The 15,718-nt window shown below is 68.8% G+C and carries 16 protein-coding genes; 4 read left to right on the top strand and 12 right to left on the bottom strand.

The window, feature by feature from the left end; all coding sequences use genetic code 11:
* Window positions 1–34: 34 nt before the first annotated feature.
* Together sbnA and sbnB are read left to right on the top strand one after the other, a co-directional pair.
* Window positions 35–1,000 (top strand): 2,3-diaminopropionate biosynthesis protein SbnA, encoded by a 966-nt coding sequence (sbnA, locus tag ACZ7G1_RS07465; RefSeq protein WP_470873788.1) that lies wholly within the window; start codon window positions 35–37, stop codon window positions 998–1,000.
* Window positions 993–1,976, top strand: a complete 984-nt coding sequence (gene sbnB / locus ACZ7G1_RS07460) for a 2,3-diaminopropionate biosynthesis protein SbnB (protein WP_470873790.1) — start codon at window positions 993–995, stop codon at window positions 1,974–1,976. The genes sbnA and sbnB overlap by 8 nt, the downstream gene beginning before the upstream one ends.
* On the opposite strand, the gene ACZ7G1_RS07455 is transcribed toward sbnB, so the two are convergent.
* Window positions 1,966–2,682, bottom strand: coding sequence for a 4'-phosphopantetheinyl transferase family protein (locus ACZ7G1_RS07455; RefSeq protein ID WP_470873792.1), 717 nt, complete (start codon window positions 2,680–2,682; stop codon window positions 1,966–1,968). The genes sbnB and ACZ7G1_RS07455 overlap by 11 nt on opposite strands.
* A 144-nt stretch (window positions 2,683–2,826) precedes the next feature.
* On the opposite strand from ACZ7G1_RS07455, the gene ACZ7G1_RS07450 reads away from it, so the two are divergent.
* Entirely contained in the window at window positions 2,827–3,693 is an 867-nt protein-coding gene (locus ACZ7G1_RS07450; RefSeq protein WP_470873794.1) for a metallophosphoesterase family protein, read from the top strand.
* Between the two features lie 491 nt (window positions 3,694–4,184).
* On the opposite strand, the gene ACZ7G1_RS07445 is transcribed toward ACZ7G1_RS07450, so the two are convergent.
* The 9 genes from ACZ7G1_RS07445 to ACZ7G1_RS07405 all read right to left on the bottom strand — a co-directional run bounded on the left by ACZ7G1_RS07445 (window position 4,185) and on the right by ACZ7G1_RS07405 (window position 12,340).
* Entirely contained in the window at window positions 4,185–5,021 is an 837-nt protein-coding gene (locus tag ACZ7G1_RS07445; protein WP_470873795.1) for a hypothetical protein, read from the bottom strand.
* A 583-nt stretch (window positions 5,022–5,604) separates the two neighbouring features.
* A complete protein-coding gene (locus ACZ7G1_RS07440; RefSeq protein WP_470873796.1) occupies window positions 5,605–6,897 on the bottom strand; it encodes a DUF317 domain-containing protein in 1,293 nt (430 codons plus the stop codon).
* Window positions 6,898–6,910: 13 nt separating this feature from the next.
* Window positions 6,911–8,059 carry a DnaB-like helicase N-terminal domain-containing protein gene (locus ACZ7G1_RS07435; protein ID WP_470873798.1) on the bottom strand — a complete coding sequence of 383 codons (1,149 nt, stop codon included), beginning with the start codon at window positions 8,057–8,059 and terminating at the stop codon, window positions 6,911–6,913.
* Window positions 8,059–9,348, bottom strand: a complete 1,290-nt coding sequence (locus ACZ7G1_RS07430; RefSeq protein WP_470873800.1) for a DNA cytosine methyltransferase — start codon at window positions 9,346–9,348, stop codon at window positions 8,059–8,061. Before ACZ7G1_RS07430 ends, ACZ7G1_RS07435 begins: the two co-directional genes overlap by 1 nt.
* Entirely contained in the window at window positions 9,345–9,614 is a 270-nt protein-coding gene (locus ACZ7G1_RS07425; protein ID WP_470873802.1) for a hypothetical protein, read from the bottom strand. The genes ACZ7G1_RS07430 and ACZ7G1_RS07425 overlap by 4 nt, the downstream gene beginning before the upstream one ends.
* Before the next feature lie 232 nt (window positions 9,615–9,846).
* Window positions 9,847–10,284: an SPDY domain-containing protein gene (locus ACZ7G1_RS07420; RefSeq protein ID WP_470873804.1), complete on the bottom strand. Its 438-nt coding sequence runs from the start codon at window positions 10,282–10,284 to the stop codon at window positions 9,847–9,849.
* Between the two features lie 2 nt (window positions 10,285–10,286).
* A complete protein-coding gene (locus ACZ7G1_RS07415; protein ID WP_470873805.1) occupies window positions 10,287–10,868 on the bottom strand; it encodes a hypothetical protein in 582 nt (193 codons plus the stop codon).
* 23 nt (window positions 10,869–10,891) lie between these two features.
* Window positions 10,892–11,632 (bottom strand): hypothetical protein, encoded by a 741-nt coding sequence (locus ACZ7G1_RS07410; RefSeq protein ID WP_470873807.1) that lies wholly within the window; start codon window positions 11,630–11,632, stop codon window positions 10,892–10,894.
* A 141-nt stretch (window positions 11,633–11,773) separates the two neighbouring features.
* Window positions 11,774–12,340, bottom strand: a complete 567-nt coding sequence (locus ACZ7G1_RS07405; protein ID WP_470873808.1) for a hypothetical protein — start codon at window positions 12,338–12,340, stop codon at window positions 11,774–11,776.
* Window positions 12,341–12,595: 255 nt separating this feature from the next.
* Here ACZ7G1_RS07405 and ACZ7G1_RS07400 point away from each other — a divergent pair, with 255 nt between their 5' ends.
* Window positions 12,596–12,922 (top strand): hypothetical protein, encoded by a 327-nt coding sequence (locus ACZ7G1_RS07400; RefSeq protein WP_470873809.1) that lies wholly within the window; start codon window positions 12,596–12,598, stop codon window positions 12,920–12,922.
* A gap of 18 nt (window positions 12,923–12,940) precedes the next feature.
* Here ACZ7G1_RS07400 and ACZ7G1_RS07395 read toward each other — a convergent pair.
* Both ACZ7G1_RS07395 and ACZ7G1_RS07390 read right to left on the bottom strand, forming a co-directional pair.
* Window positions 12,941–13,821, bottom strand: a protein-coding gene (locus ACZ7G1_RS07395) for an IS5 family transposase (RefSeq protein WP_470873810.1) whose coding sequence is annotated in 2 segments (ribosomal slippage) — window positions 12,941–13,461 and window positions 13,461–13,821 — 882 coding nt in all. Because the reading frame shifts where the segments join, the coding sequence is not laid out codon by codon here.
* A 53-nt stretch (window positions 13,822–13,874) separates the two neighbouring features.
* A complete protein-coding gene (locus tag ACZ7G1_RS07390; protein WP_470873921.1) occupies window positions 13,875–15,665 on the bottom strand; it encodes a type IV secretory system conjugative DNA transfer family protein in 1,791 nt (596 codons plus the stop codon).
* Window positions 15,666–15,718: the final 53 nt, after the last annotated feature.

The raw sequence follows: 15,718 nt of genomic DNA, 5'->3' as shown, positions 1-15,718 counted from the left end.
GTCTCTCTGCAAACGCTGTTGGAAGGATGTCCGATTGATTTACCAGAACGCGACAGAGATCGTCCATGACGACGTCTTCCTGGCGCTCCCCGACTTTCTGCCCGGCTCGGACGTGTTCCTGAAGATCGAGGGGCTCAACCCCGCGAGCTCGATCAAGTTCAAGGCCGCGATCAAACTCGTGGAGCAGGCCGAGAAGGCGGGGACCCTGGTCCCCGGCTTGAGCCGGGTCGTCGAGTCCTCGTCGGGAAACCTCGGAATCGCCCTCAGCATCGTCTGCGCGATCAAGGGCTACCCGCTGACCATCGTCGCCGACCTGAACACGGTCGAGTCGGCGGTGCTGGCGATGCGGGCCCTGGGCGCGGAGGTCGTCATCATCGACGAGCCCGACGCGAACGGGGGTTTCCTTGTCCAGCGCCTCGCCCTGGTCGCCGAGATGCTGAACGTCGATCCGAACCTGGTATGGCTGAACCAGTACAAGAGCCGGGCCAACGTGGAGGCGCACAGGGACACCACGGCTCGGTCGATCGACCGGGAATTCGGCCCCATCGACTACCTCTTCATCGGCGTCGGCACCTCGGGAACTCTGATGGGCTGCCTGGAGTACCGGCGCGAGAACCGACTGTCGCACCGCATCGTCGGTGTCGACGCGGAAGGCTCGATCACCTTCGGCGGCAGCCCTCAGCGCCGCTATATCCCCGGGCTCGGCTCCAGCCGTCTCCCGGAGATCTACACCGACGACGGCACCTTCCACAAGGTGCTCGTACCGGAGCACGAGAGCGTGGCGCAATGCCACCACGTCGCCCGCGCGTACGGCCTCCTGGTCGGAGGATCGACCGGCACGGTACTCGCGGGGGTGCGAAGAATGCAGGACGAGATACCTACCGGCTCCCGGGTCGTAGTCATCTCCCCTGACCTGGGGGACAAGTACCTGTCCACCCTCTACTCGGAACAGTGGTTGAACGACCACCCGACTCTGACCAAGGAGCCCAGCAGTGTCTGACTTCATCGTCGTCGCCGGCCCCGACATCGCCGGCATCCTCGGCGGCGACAAGGCGAAGGTCCGGGACATCGTCGCGTCGACCTATCGCCTCCACGACGCCGGCGACACCATCAATCCGGACAGCTATTTCCTCCGCTTCCCGCACAAGCCCAACTCACGGGTCATCGCGCTGCCCGCCTACATCGGGGCTGATGTCAACCGGATGGGCATCAAGTGGATCTCCAGCTTCCCGGACAACCTGTCGCGCGGCATCCCGCGGGCCTCGGCGGTGCTGATCCTCAATGACTTCGAGACGGGCCGTCCGCTGGCGTGCCTGGAGTCCGCGCACATCAGCGCTGCCCGAACGGCGGCCTCGGCCGCGGTCGCGGCGGAGCAGCTGTGCAAGGGGGCCGGCATCACGGTCGGGGTCGTCGGCACCGGGGTGATCGCGTCCACCATCCTCGACCACCTGCACAGTTCCACGGTCGACATCGCGAGCGTCGTCGCCCACGACCTCGACCACGATCGGATCGTGGGATTCGCGGAGCGGGTGCGCGCGGAGATCGGCCTCGACGTCGATCCGGTAGGGCTCGACGCGGCCCTGAAGGCCGACCTGGTGGTCTTCGCCACCACTGCCGGCGAGCCGTACGTGGACGCCGACCACCGGTTCACGCCGGACCAGGTCGTCCTCAACGTCTCGCTGCGCGACCTCCCGCCCGAAGTCATCCTGGCGTCCACCAACCTCGTCGACGACGTCGAGCACTGCCTGAAGGCGAATACGTCCCCGCACCTGGCTGAACAGGTCACCGGAAACCGGGAGTTCATTCACGGCACGCTGGGTGGACTGCTGAACGGGACGGTCGACGTGCCGGGCGGGAGGCCCGTGATCTTCTCTCCGTTCGGACTGGGCGTGCTGGACATCGCCGTCGGTAACTATGTGATGGACCGGGCGGTCGAATCGGGGAAGGCCACCGTGATCAACGGGTTCATCGAATAACCGCCGAGGTCACGACGTGGCCCTCGGAGACGGTGCCGCTGACCGCCCACCGGCCTAGGACCGGGGGTGGTGTGGACTCGTCGGCCTCTGATGGGTCCTGCGGCACATGGGCGGTGAAGGTCGCACAGGTCGGGTCGATGGATATCACGCAGTCGCGGAGGTCGAACCACCGCCGGGTCAACGGGAACCTTGCCTTGAAGACGCTTTCCTTGGCACTGAACAACACCCGGTCCCAGGCCACTTCCGGGTGCTCCGCGAGCAGCACGGCCAGGCGGTCCATTTCCTCAGGAGCGGCGATCCTGCCGAGGGCCGGCGCGGGAAGGTGGTCGTGGGGCTCGGCGTCGATCCCCAGGGCGAGGACGGCGGCGGTGGTTGCGACGGCGGCGGCCCGGTATCCGTCGCAGTGGGTCAGGGAGCCGGTGTACCCCCGCGGCCAAGCCGGATAGCGGACGAGGAACTCGGCACCGGTCGCGTTGGGGACGAGCGGACCCGACGGCGCACCCATCGAGGCCAGGGCCTGACGGGCGCACCACCGTACATCCCCGAACTCGCGACGGCGGGTCGTGGTGGCTCCGGCGAGGTATTCCTCTTCGGCGGGAAACAGCGTGATGTCATGGCCGTCCGCCCATGACTCGACTCCCGTGACGTCGGCCGGAAGAACGTGGGAAATGAGGCCTGGAGTCGGGCCCGCGGCGGATGGCTTCATGGACTCGAATCCTAGCGTCCGGTGGTGAAAGCGAGGGGTTCTCGTGATCGGCCCGACTCCGCCAAGGAGTGGGATTTCTACCGAACTCGGATCGGTTCACCGCGTTTGCCGGCGGTGCCGCTCCGTGCGAAGAGGAGGCTCAAGGTGACATCGAAGGCTGAAGGCGGCGGGCAGCTCCTGGCGATCAGCGACCTCCACATCGGCTACGAGGAGAACCGCGCGCTCGTCGAGAAGATGCACCCCCGTGCCGAGGAAGACTGGCTGATCGTGGCCGGGGACGTTGCCGAGACCGCGGCAGACATCCACTGGGCCCTCAAGACACTGGCGGGCCGGTTCCGCAAGGTCGTCTGGGCCCCGGGAAACCACGAGCTGTGGACCCACCCGCGGGACGCGGTCACGCTGTGTGGCACTGCCCGCTACGAGTACCTGGTGGACATGTGCCGCGCACTGAACGTGACCACCCCAGAAGATCCGTATCCGGTCTGGTACGGTCCCGGCGGTCCGGTCGTCGTGGCACCGCTGTTCCTGCTGTACGACTACAGTTTCCTGCCGACCGGCTGCGCCGGCAAGGACGACGGACTGGCTCACGCGAGAAGGTCCGGCGTCGTATGCAACGACGAGTACCTGCTTCACCCCGACCCTTATCCGAGCCGCGAGGCCTGGTGTCGGGCCAGGGTCGCCGAGACCGAGCAGAGGCTGGCCGAGATCCCTGAGGATCTGCCCACCGTCCTCGTCAACCACTACCCGCTGGACCGCCACCCCATGAACGTCCTGCGGCACCCGGAGTTCGCCATGTGGTGCGGCACACGGCTGACCGCCGACTGGCACCGCAGGTTCCGCGTGGCCGCCATGGTCTACGGCCATCTCCACATCCCGCGGACCACCTATCACGAGGGTGTTCGCTTCGAAGAGGTGTCGGTGGGCTATCCGCGCGAGTGGCGCACCCGCCAGGAATCGCCTGGAAGGCCACGCCTCATCCTGCCGATGGAGGTGGGACGGCAACTTCTGTAGAGGCCGCCACATCCTCAGCCCATGCCTGGCGGCGGTGCATGCAAGCTGGTCGACTTCGGCTCCCCCAGACCTTCGCCGCCTCGCACCGTGCCATGCACGACCTCCCCCATGGAGGGATATGGCAGCGAAGGCCGTTGATCAGCGGGGGGACCGGCTACACACCGTCGTCGCCATCGCCACCTCCGACGATTCGATCGCCGGTTCACCGAACTCGCCGTCCCCAGTGTCGGCATACGACCACCACGCGGCGCTGGCGAGAATCCCGTGGGCCGAGATCATCTCGGCGACACGGTCTGGTAGCTCCGCGTAGCGGAGGCGGTGGGTGATTCAGAACGACGCGGGTCACCCAACGATACGAGTGGGGCTGTTGAGGGGTGTTGCCGAGGCACCGTTGCGTCCGGCCCGCAACTCCAGTTGGCTTAGCGGCTGGTGCCCACGCCCCGAGGTCACTGGCGACGAGTGCTGCCGAACGGGTGGGTCCTGCGGTCAAGTTACGCTGTGGCTCGTATCCACCACCGACGGCGCTCCGACACTCTCGGGACGACATCGTCCTCGGACTTCAGCATCTCGCGGGCGGCGGCAACGAGCGTGTCCAAGCACTCAGTGACCTGTGCCGCATCCTCTCTTTGTCGATCGAGCCACTCCCGGCCGCCCATCACGTGTGAAACAAGCAGCCCCACCTGCGTGTCGGTAATGTCGGCAACAGCAGCTCGGAGAGCATCCTGCGCAGCGACGATCGCTCGAACCTTCTCCCCGTTGTCCCCGGAAACCGCAGCCACGCCCAATTCGTCGAGCGAGGCTCTTGCCCGACCGGCGAGTTCAGCGTGGGCCGAGTCATCGCACCACATCGCCTCACCGATCACGACCCGGAAGTGGCGCGCCGGCCCGGCAACGCTGGAAGTGACGGCGAACTTGTCCAGGGCACGGATCATGTCTTCAACGGCTTGCATAGTGGCACTTGGGATGATCAGCTCGATCTCCGCTGCCTTACGCAGGACGGCGCGACCGGTTTCGTCGATCTGCCCCTGCACCGTCCCGTCAGCGTCGTTCTCCGAGTACAACCGATGCGTTGCTTCTGCCTTTTCGCGAACAAGCTGAATCAACTCAGCCGTCAGAACGTGCCGTACCGTCCACAGTGCGGCCACCCGCTGAGCTTCGGCGGCTATCGTCGCTGCCTCTCTTGCCGCCGCTGCCTGATCCCGGCCGCCGCGCGCCTGCATCCACCCCGCGGCCCAGCTTCCAGCGAAGGCGCCAACGACCGCCAGGATCGGTACCACGACGCCGAAGAAGGCAGCGTGCTCCTCGAAGAACTTCCTCAACGCATCCACCGGCACATCATGCCGCCTGCCACCGGCAAGGAGGGTCCCGTGATCGACCCCGACTGCGTCAAGGGGATCGCCAGGGAGATGGCGACGAGGGCGTAAAAGATCCTCAACGCCTGCCTAACTGCCGACTTCACCCGCGCCGAATCACTCGAACTCGCCAATGTCAACCTGGCGGCGTCGCTTTGGGGCGGTCTTATGCGGGACGGAAAGACTGAGGATGAACGTCTACGCCGATTATTACCATCAGCGCGGCGGCGATACCGACACCCTCCGCGCCCGCGCCTGGGCAGACTGGAAACGCGCCAATGGAGCCATCAATGACCTCGCCTGGATCTCCAACCGCTCCTGGGGGCCCCTGGTTGGGGCGGTGCCGACACCGTCGGCGAGGTCGCGTTCTGGGCCGTGCCCTGAAGGTGACCAGCCATGACCGACCCCACCGACCCCACCGACGCCCGCAGCGTGCCCGTCGAACCCGGCGACACCCGTTAGTCCGCCGGATGGTGGTGGTCGACCTGATATCGAATCCATTCAGGTCAGGGTTAGTGGGGCTGGTCGTGAGAGCTGGCGGAGACCTGGCCGGGTCCGATTACCGGCTGTGGGCGCGCTGGGCGGCCACTGGCGAAGGGAGCCGACGGGCGGGCGCTGGGACCGGCCTCGGGGTCGGCCGTGTGGGTGGCGGAAGCAGGCCGGTGGCGGTCTCGGCGAGCTGCGCTAGGAAGGCGAGGGGAACACTGGCGGACAGGCGGATGCTCCAGGCTGCCCTGTTGAGGTCCTCCCCGCCGTATAGCGTCCATCGGTCCGCCACGGCGTGGGGGGTGGATTCGAAGACGATGGTCCGGTTCGGTGCCGCCCAGGTGGTGCCGGCCGGGTGGCTCCCCGGGTACCAGGCGGCATTGTGGAGGACGTCGTCCGGGTGGTCGGCAGTGGTGTGGGACGGGGCGTCGAGGTGCTGAAGCATCGCGCGGATTAGGGGGACGGGGGTGCCGGCGGTGACGGTGGCGTACCAGAGGCGCTCGCCGACCGGGCCGTCATACTCCGCGATCGTCCAGGCGACGTCGCTGCGGTGCCGGGCCTCGTGGTCGAACTCGGCTCGTAGAAGCAGGGATTCGTGGGAGGCGACGGTCGTCTCGTCGAAGGGGCGGTACTTCTTCCACTGACGCTCCTTGTCGAAGAGGGCGCCGAGGAGGTCCTCGTGCTCGCCGGGCTCCGCGACCGGCGGTTCGGCCGTGGGCGCGGAGGTCTCCTCGGAGGTCGACAGGGGCTTGCCCGCGTGGAGCTGGCGGACGGCCTGCTCGAGGTCGGTGAGCGGGGCGGGGCCGGGGCGGACGGCGACGGAATAGAGCCGGTGGAACTCGGCGACGGCCTCTGCTTCGTCTTCGTACGTGGCGGTGACCTGCCGGAGGTGGTTCTCGCCGCGGAGGTGTACGTGGCGTCGGACGCCACTGGCGTAACTGCCGACGGCGACGGTGTTCTGACCGTCGTCGGCGTGCAGGTGGATGACGAGGCGGCCTTCGGCGATGTCGTCGTAAAGGTGCTGTGCCTGGGCGCTCACCTCTCGGGCTTCCTCCCTGGTGCACCAGGGGAAGGGGTAGTTGCCCCATTCCCACTCGGTGTCGATCTCTTGTTGGAGGCCCGGGGTGATCTCGGTGCTGAAGCCGTAACGCTGGAGCTGCTCGGTGGCGAAGCGGGTGTAGTGGGGCTCTTCGTGGTCGATGCGGGCGAGCACCATGGTTTCGGAGCTGGTGCTGCGCCATCCGAGATCGTGGAGGTGGGAGCGAGCGGCGTCGGCGGCTCGTCCGCTGGTGCTGGCGATGACGCAGGGGCGGCGGTCGGGATGGATTTCGAAGCGGATGTGGGCGTCAGCGGGGGCGTGGGGCATCGAGGCCCTTCGGTTAGGGGACTCGGCCAGCGGGGGTGTGGCTGGCCAAGGTTGGGGCTGGAGTGCTCTGGGTGGTGAGGGGACTTCGTGGGCCGGCTCGTGGAGAAGCGGTGTTTCCGGCAGGAGGAACGGAGACTGTGAGGTGGTGGGTGGCGTGTTGCCACCGGCTGCGGACGGCGTGCAGGTCGGCGAGCGCGCGGCGACTGCCGGTGATGAGCTGGTGCGCGGAGTTGGCGGTGTCTGCGGTGTAGGTGGTGATCTGCTCGGCGGTGTGGAGGGCTTGGCCGAGCAGGCTACGTTCGAGGATCCGTTCGCCCCAGTACGCGGCGGAGCCGACGGGGGTCGACAGCAGGGAGATCAGGGCGGCAGGGGCGATGCCGGCAGAGAGGAGGCCGCGCTGCTGGGCCGCCCACAGAACCGTTACCGGATCTACCGGATGGCCGCTGTGGGCTAGAGCGGTGACGCACTTCCACAGGCCGGCGTGAAAGGGATCGAGGAAGTCTTCGGCCGCTAGCCAGCTCATTCCCCTGAGCTGCTCCGGCCGCGACACCGCACTCGCCAGCAGCCACTGCTCGGCCTGCTGCCCGCTGTCTCCCTCCGCCAGGTGCGGGGCCGGTGGCTGGGGTGTGTGGGGCAGAGGGTGGGCGGGGGAGGGAAACCGTTCGGCCAGCTGATCAAGGTGCCGGGCGAGGGCGTCGGCGGCGGTGAGAGCGTGCTGTGGCCGCTCCGGCACGGTGGTGTCCGTGGCTGCCCGTGCGAGCTGCTCGGCGTGGTGGCGGAGGGTGCGCCGGGCGTATTCGGCGCGGATGACCACGGCGTATGCGGAGGCGTGCTGGGGCTGGGGGCAGGCGGATATCAGAGTGTGCATGTACGAAGGGGTCAGGCCCGGCGCCTGCTGCCGGGCCTTGGCCAGGACCGCGTTCAGCCAGTCGAGCCCGGCGAAGGTGGTCGCCTCTTCCGGGACGGCGATCTCGCGCATCGCGGCGAAGACGGCGGCGTGCGCGGGGCTGTCGAAGGCCGAGGCTGTAAGTCCGCTCAGGGTCGGGAGGAGCCCGGGCTGGAGGAGGACGGCGCCGAGGAGCGCCTGCTCGGCGTAGTAGAGAGGCGGGCGCTCGGCCGGCTCGTACAGATCTTCGGTATCGGGGGAGTGAGCCGAGGACATCAGGCGGCCAGGCTGAAGTCGTTGGCGGTCAGGATGCGGTCGAGATGCGGTGCGAGAAGGTGCGCGGCGAGTCTCGGTGGGACGGCGTTGCCGATCTGGGAGAACTGCTGGCCTTTGTTCCCTGCCCACGGATAGCTGGGGGGAAAGGTCTGCAGCGTGCCGGCCTCGGCGGCGGTGATTCGGATCGGCGCCGGCGCCGGGCCCTCCTGGTCCTGCACGGAGGCGGTCGCCTGGGCGACCCAGGTGCACTCGTTCGCCCGGTGCCCGAAGAACAGTGTGCCCGCGGGCTCGGAGATCGGCCGGACGGTCGCGTTGGTCTGGTTGTTGCTGCGCAGGGCCCAGGTCCAGTGCGTCGCCTTGCTGGTGCACGTCGGGGCCGGGCCGGTCGCGGGGCTGGCGCCGCGCGATCCGTGTCGGGCGGTCCAGCCCGCCCCGCGGGTCTGCGGCTTGAGGACGATGTCCTCAGCCGCCGGCGATGCTGTCCAGGTGCCGCGGTCGCGGGCGTCCGCCAGCGTCTTGCGGGCGCCGGAGGGAAACGGTTCGGGTCCGCCGCTGGCGGGTCCGCCGGCGCAGATGGTGGGCACAGGCCGGTCGGTGGCGCCCCAGCCGAGTGCCTCGGCCATGGACACCCACTGTTCGCGGCCCGGCCCGAACAGCGACTCGGGCTCGGCGACGCGGGCGTGTGTCGGAGGTGGAGGCTCTGCGGTACGCACGCGCGAGGCGAGGAGGATCGCGCGCTTCCTTGTCTGCGGGACGCCGTAGTCGGCTGCGTTGAGGACACCGGTCCACACCGAGAAGCCCCAGGACCGCAGGATCGCAGCGTACTGCTTCCACAGCGGCAAAACGTCTGGGACTTCCTCCATCGCCACCCACTCCGGCTCGCCGACCGAAGCGAGGGCGTGGAGGTAGCGCATCGGTTCTGCCGCGAGGAGGGACCGCTCGTCCTGGCAGGCGGCCAGGAGCCTGTCGCGGGTGTCGCGGCCGGCGGCAAGGTCGGTGACCGCCTGGTGCACGAGCGGCTGGTCCACCAGGCCCAGGCGTTTGCCCGCCGTGCTCCATGCCTGGCACGGCGGGGAGGCGATGAATCCGCGCGTGCGGCCGGCGAAGATCCGAGCCGGGTAGGCCGCGACGTCTGTGCGGATGGTGAGCAGGCCAGCGGCGGCGCGTGTCTTGCACGCCCACTCGTCCCACTCCAGTCCCACGTCCCGGATCCCGAAGTGTTGCAGGGGGAAACTCCAGCCACCCGGTCCCGCGAACAGGTCGATCACGAGATCGCGATCCGTGATCACGAGGCGAGCCCGAAGTCGTCCTGCCCGACCTCTGCGTCGGTGTCGCAGCTGCAGCTCCAGGGGGCGCAGCCGTTCACCACATCCAGCTCGGCGGCTTCTGCCTCGGCCTCCGCCGCGGCGTCGAGGGCAGCGCGCTCGGCTCTGGTGACGTGGTCGATCGGGGCCTCGCCGAGCGGGACACGCGAACGGTGCAGGGACGCCTGGCCCCGCAGGGCGTTGCCGGCCGCGCTGGCGCGGGCGTTGCCCTTCCTGATCGCGGCGTCCAACTCGACGACATCCGCCCATTCGGCAGGCGAGGTGTCACGGGTATGCCGCCACTGAGCATTTCCGTGGAGCGGGCAAGTTATCGAGAATCGAGACAAGTTCGTGACCTTTCGTCTGAGGGAGGGAGTGCCCTCCCAGGCCGGTTGTGGGGTGCCTGAGCGGGCGTGGTGGACACGCGGCATGGCTGCGTTCATGGCGTTCTTCGATGGTTCGACCAGCACCTGGCGGGTCAGCTCAGCCGCCGTGACTTCTGGGATCACGGAACTCTGGGCCGAGGTCGAAGCCGATCCAACGCAACGCAGTGAGATATGCGCCTTCACCTGGAACTTCTGCACGGATGAGAGCCCGGGCGAGGTGCTCCTGGCGGAGGTGGGGCAGGGCCTGGGTGATCGCGGCCAGGGGTTCGTGCGGGGTGAGACGGGTGGCGGTGATCTTCCAAAGAGGGTCGGGGTGCTGGATCGTCCACCATGTCCCGCCGGGGCTGGACGGCGCGAAAACCAGCAGTAGATCGTGCCCCGGGCTGTCCACGCTGACGTGACCGGACGCCGGGTCATGAGTGTGCTCCCACCCGAACAGGTGGATCAGGGGCCCGAGGACATCCGCGAGCCGGTCACCCGTGCCGGCCAAATACCGAGGTGACACCAGGAAGCGGTCCGTGGCGCTGCTCTCCACGGCTACCTGCTTCGCGTGACGGAGACATCGGCCTGCTTGGGCACGGATGGTGTCGTGTTCAGGGCCGGCCGGGACGCCGCCGCGGTGGTGCCGGCGGCGCGCGCGACATCGAAGGCGGCGTGGGCGCAGCTTGTGGCCACGAGGTGGAGGCGGCCGGCGGCTTCTTCCAGGGCGCCCTGGACATCGCCCAGCCCCGTCTCCTGCCGCACCCGGGCCATGTCCTCCGCGATCTCGGGAGATGGGGGAAGCCCGATGGTGTTCAGTGGGTCGCCGGCGACGGCGGAGGCGATGAAGGCGGAGCCGGCGGAGGCCGCAGCGACGTTCGCGGTCAGTTCGGCGAGCACCCGCTGGCTCTCGGGAACCTTCGCGTACGGGCCCGCGGCGAGAGCCCGGGTCAGCCCGACGAGCTTGGCGTTGACCTGCTGCGAGGCGAGGAAGAGACGGGTGCCCTGGGCGAAGATCTCCTCGCTGTCAGAGTCCTTCAGGCGGCGGACACGGACGTCATGTCCTGAGAGAGATCCAGCAGAGGGTTGGGGGACTCCATGGCGGAGCGTCCCTTCGGGGGCCCCTATGGGTTTGGTCAAGGTGATGGGGGGCGGGCGGCGGGCTAGCGCCGTGCGCCTGCGGGCCGAGGTGCGCCCGCGCGTGCCGCGGTGGGGCTCGGGACGGCGGTGGGGAGGGACGGAACGGAGCGGGCTTCCAGCAGGGTCCGGACACCGCTGGAGGTGAGCCGCGCGCTGTACCGCTCTGTCGGGCCCTGCAGCGGGGTGAGGTCGACCAGCTTCTTGTCGACGAGCGCATCGATGGTCGTGGCCCGCAGATGAGCAGGCAGGGGCGTGTCGACCTCCCGGACACCCGAGTACGAGGTTCGGACGACCGCGTCGCCGCGGGCGAAGACCGCCAGGCCCTTGCGCTGGGCCTCGCTCACCTTGACGGCCGTGCTGCCCGTCACGGCCTGTTCACGGGCCGCACGCTCCTGGGCGTAGAGGACGCCGTCGTGACGCAGGAGAGCGGCGCCGACGTCCTGAACGGCCACTGGGGTTCTCGCCAGCGTGTCATTGGCCTGCCCGAGCAGGTGCTCGGACGCTGAGGCATCGCCGTGCGCGAGGGCGGAGATGGCGTTCGCTGCGTGTCCGGCGGCGTTGGTGGTCGCCTCCGTGAGGTGGCGCAGAAGAGCGACGGCGTGAAGGCCGTCCGTGGTGGTGGGGGCGTCGCTCAGCGCGGTCTGAGCCAGGAGCCTGCCGGCCAGGAGCGAGGTCTGGTGTATCCAGCCGGTGGCCCGGACTGTGTCCGCGAGCCGGTCGGCCGCAGAGCCGCGCTGACGCCGGAGGGCATCGAGCCTGTTCATGCTGACCAGCAGGTGTCGGGTGAGAGAGTCGAGGTCTTCGGGGCTCGGGACCGAGCTGTGGGAGAAGTCCAACGGTGTTCCCTGGGGTCGGTGGGTGAGTCCGGAAACAGGCCGCGGGGGCCTGGCCGGAGGGGAAGAGCGTTACGGATGCCGGGCGCTGGCCGTCGGAACTGCGGGGGTGGTCGGCACCTTCACGGCTGTCAGCGCGCGTTCGGCGGTGGCCCAGTCGATGAGGATCTGGTCCTCGGCCCGGGCGGCGGCGGAGGCCAGCCGTCGGGAGAGGTGTTGGGCGAGCCCGCGGTACGTGCCGGCGGCGCGGAGGAGTTCCTCGACCGCCTCGGACAGGTAGTGGCGGCTGGTGTCTGCCGTCCGGTCACCGTCCTCGTAGAGGAGGGCGTCGGTGCGCCCGGTGATGCCGTACGTGCACAGGGAGGCCGCGACGGACATCTGCAGAGCAGCCTCTGAGAAACGGGCAAGGGTCTCGGGCCCGTGCTTCATGACGGCGTACTGGCTGGCCGAGAGGATGTCGAGCTGTTGCATACACCTGATGGACAGCTGGTGGATGCGTACGGTGATGGGGGCGATCTCCCGGACGGGACGGGTGATGTCGCTAGCCCGCACGCCGTCGATCTCGACGCGCAGGTCTCCTAGTTCGCCCGGTACGAGCCCCAAGAGCCGGGTCTGTTCGGCGAGGTCGATGGCCTTCACTGGTCTCCACGGCGAGGGGCGGTGTGCGCGGACAAGGGCGGGGGCCTGTCAGTGGCAGGGGTGGGAACGGTTAGGCACTGTCCGGCGGATCATGTGATTCCTAGGATCCAGGGGTGTCATTTCCCTGTTGGACAGTGCCGGGGGACTGGCTGGATGCGGCAGTGATGAGCGGTGCGGGTCCAGTGCTTCCCGCAGCGGACGGCGAACGGGGGGCCTGTGGGGAGTCGGCGGCTGCATGCGTGGCTCGGGTCGGCGGTGGCGCTGCTTCTCGCGGTATTCGCTGCCATGCTTCTGGGCAGGTCGTGGACCACCTGCGACGTGGGAGTGAACAACGCGGCCAACAGCGGTTTCCTGCTGTGGCTGTTCGTTCCGGGCCTCTGGACGGTCCTGCTGCTGGTCTGGGTCGCGGTGGGCGCCCTTCTTGGGAACCGTCCCCTTCTCCATGCCTTTGCCCTCGCGGTGACGCTCCTCGGTGTTGTCTGGTGCGTCCTCTCGATCTTCTGGGAGGGCGCCGCCACTCCTCCGTGCCCCGGCGGCGTGCCCCCGTGGTGGCCGAGCTTCATCCCCGTCCCGGGATTCTGAGAGATCGGTTCCGGTAGTTCACGGCTTGAGCCAGAGGCGGATTGCTGCTGCGGTGACGGTGCCGTGGAAGACATAGGCTCGCTTGTCGTAACGGGTTGCGACAGCACGGGAGTTCTTGAGGCGGTTGATGGTCCGTTCGACCTCGTTGCGGCGCTTGTATCGGTCAGGGTCGAAGCCGGTGGGTCTTCCGCCCGCGCTGCCTTTGCGTCGGCGGTTGGCGCGTTGGTCCTTCGGTTCCGGGATGGTGTGCTTGATGTCGCGTCGTCGCAGGTAGCGGCGGTTTCGGCGGGAGCTGTATGCCTTGTCGCCGCTGACGTGGTCGGGTCGGGTCCGGGGTCGTCCGCCCAGCGGGCGGGGCACCCGGATCCGGTCCAGGACCTCGATCATCTGTGGGGCGTCGCCCCACTGGCCCGGAGTGATCAGGAGAGCCATCGGGCGGCAGCCGCCTTCCCCGGCGAGGTGGATCTTGCAGGTCAGCCCGCCCCGGGACCGTCCGAGCCCCTCGTCGGGGCGGTGGTGCCGGGGCGTCGTCCTTTTTTCGGAACCCGCGGTGTGGCCTTGCGGGCTCCGGCGGCGTGCTGGTGGGCCCGGCAGGAGGTCGAGTCGACACCGACCATGCCCCAGTCGATCCGGCCGGCCAGGTCGGCGTGGGCCTGGACCGCCTGCAGGATCCGGTCCCAGGTGCCGTCCGCCGACCAGCGGCGATGCCTCTCGTAAACGGATTTCCAGGAGCCGTATCGTTCCGGCAGGTCACGCCACGGGACGCCGGTACGGATCCGGAACAGGATCCCGTTGAGCACGGTGCGGTGGTCGTTCCACCGTCCTCCCCGCCTGCCCGAAGGCGGCAGATGCGGCTCCACAAGCGACCACTCGCGATTCGTTAGATCTCCCCGCCCCATGACCGAACCAACGCGCGACTGATCAGGAAGTCACATGATCCGCCGGGCAGGCCCTAAGCGGTCTGGCCGAAGTCGCCCTGAGCAGGCTGCTGTTTGGCGACGGCGCGTGCGGTGATGGCCTTCGAGGCGCGCGCGGAGGCCGTTGCGAGCTCTTCAGCGCCTGGCTCGGCGTACCAGGGGCGCAGGTCGAGCATGGCGACGCGCATGCCGGTGGCCAGGCACAGGGCGGAGCCCTTGGGCAGGGCGCGGATCGCGTCGGCGGGCAAGATTCGTTCCTGCCGCGTCGACACCGAGGTCGACTTCCCAGACTCGGAGTGCGAGGTCGAGATGGTCTCGACGTCGTGATCGCCGACCATCCGCGAGAGCTTGTCCGCGAAATCCGGATCGTCGATACCAGAGCCGATGATCTTCACGGTGGCCGCGCTCCACATGGCGTCCATGCCCGCGTCCCCCCAGACTTTCTGGCCCTGGCGGTAGGACTGAAGGATGGTGATGGGGATGATCCCGCGGGAGCCCAAGTGGCTGTACAGATCGGGCAGGTCGCTGATCTTGCACACGTTGGCGGCCTCGTCGAGGATCGCGAGCATCGGCGGGTCGAGTCGCCCGCCGGCGCGCTCGGCCTGGGTGGTCGCTGCCCGCATCACGCTGTCTGCGCACGCCGCGATCAGCGCGCTCGCGCCGCCTCCGCCGTCCTTCGACAGCAGGAACAGGGAGTCCGTGCTCGTCACGAAGTCGGCCGGGCGGAACTCGGGGACGTCCTTCTGCGGCGTCACCCAGGCGGCGATGTCCTGGTTGAGGAGGGCGGAGGCGTACTGCCGGGCCGTCTCGTAGATGCCGTCCCTCGTCTCCGGCGGTCCCTCCACCGTGCCCTTCAACTGCGATGCCACGGAGGTGAATCGGTGGTCACGCAGGATGTCGAGCGGGCGCCGGTCGGCGGGGAAGGCCAGCCACTGCATCACGTCGGTGATCGGCCGCTCGTCCAGCGCGGCGGCCAGGAACAGCTGCGACAAGATGTTGCTGCCGGCCTTGGACCAGAAGTCACCCTGCTGGCTCGCGTCCACGCTCGCGGCGAGGAAGTGCCCGGCAAGCCTCCCGGCGCCGTCGAGCGTCTTGGCGTCGGCGAGCGGATTCCACCACATGCTCCGCTCGGCATGGGCGATCTGCTGAGGGTCCATCGACCACACCCGGCCCACCCTGCTGCGCGCATCGTGGCACGTCGTATATGCGTCGCCTGCCGCTTTGTTGGAGGTGAGCAGGACTGGTCCGGGTGCGGCGAGGATCGAGGGGATGGCGAGGCTGGTCGTCTTGCCGGAGCGCGGCGCCATGATCGCGACGGCCACGTCCTCGAAGCCCATGCGGACCTCGTGGCGGGTCCCGGCGAGGTTGCCGACGAGGATGCCGGCGTCGCGGGGTTCGATGTGTTTGGCGTGTCTCAAGCTCGGCCGCAGGGAGCGGGCCTTGGCATCGACGGCCTTGGCGAGCAGCGGTTGGATGTCGCGGGCCGTCGCCATCCCGTCGACGGTCTTCTTTCCGCCGCCGGACCGGTTCTTGTACCGGAGCCACAGGAGGCCCGCGCAGGCGGCGAGGGCCAGCGTCAGCAGGACGGGGACGATACGGGTGGCGACGAGGAGGAGCGTTTCTCCAGTCGCGGGCCAGAGCTGGTCGGGGTGGAGGAGGGCGTCGGTCGGCTGGTAGGGGACCCAGGGGCCGCCCGTCGCCCAGGCGGCGAAGTTGCCGCTCAGCCAGGCGATGGAGGCGGCGGGAAGGCCGACGGCGAAGCCGGCGAGGAGCACCTTCAGGGCTATGTCGTAGCCGTCGGAGCCGGACGAAGGGGAGCTGGGCATGGGCAAGGGGCGGCGGTTCCTTGAGCGGTGCCGCCGGGGACGGCGGCGGGACG

The sequence above is a fragment of the Streptomyces sp. NPDC037273 genome, assembly GCF_055603625.1.
This window is presented reverse-complemented; position numbering and strand designations above follow the sequence as displayed.

What these genes read in the sequence shown, in the direction of transcription:
- ACZ7G1_RS07455 (WP_470873792.1), bottom strand. Translation starts at nt 2,682, where the DNA reads ATGAAGCCATCCGCCGCGGGCCCGACTCCAGGCCTCATTTCCCACGTT.
- ACZ7G1_RS07440 (WP_470873796.1), bottom strand. Translation starts at nt 6,897, where the DNA reads ATGCCCCACGCCCCCGCTGACGCCCACATCCGCTTCGAAATCCATCCC.
- ACZ7G1_RS07435 (WP_470873798.1), bottom strand. Translation starts at nt 8,059, where the DNA reads ATGTCCTCGGCTCACTCCCCCGATACCGAAGATCTGTACGAGCCGGCC.
- ACZ7G1_RS07410 (WP_470873807.1), bottom strand. Translation starts at nt 11,632, where the DNA reads ATGAACAGGCTCGATGCCCTCCGGCGTCAGCGCGGCTCTGCGGCCGAC.
- ACZ7G1_RS07390 (WP_470873921.1), bottom strand. Translation starts at nt 15,665, where the DNA reads ATGCCCAGCTCCCCTTCGTCCGGCTCCGACGGCTACGACATAGCCCTG.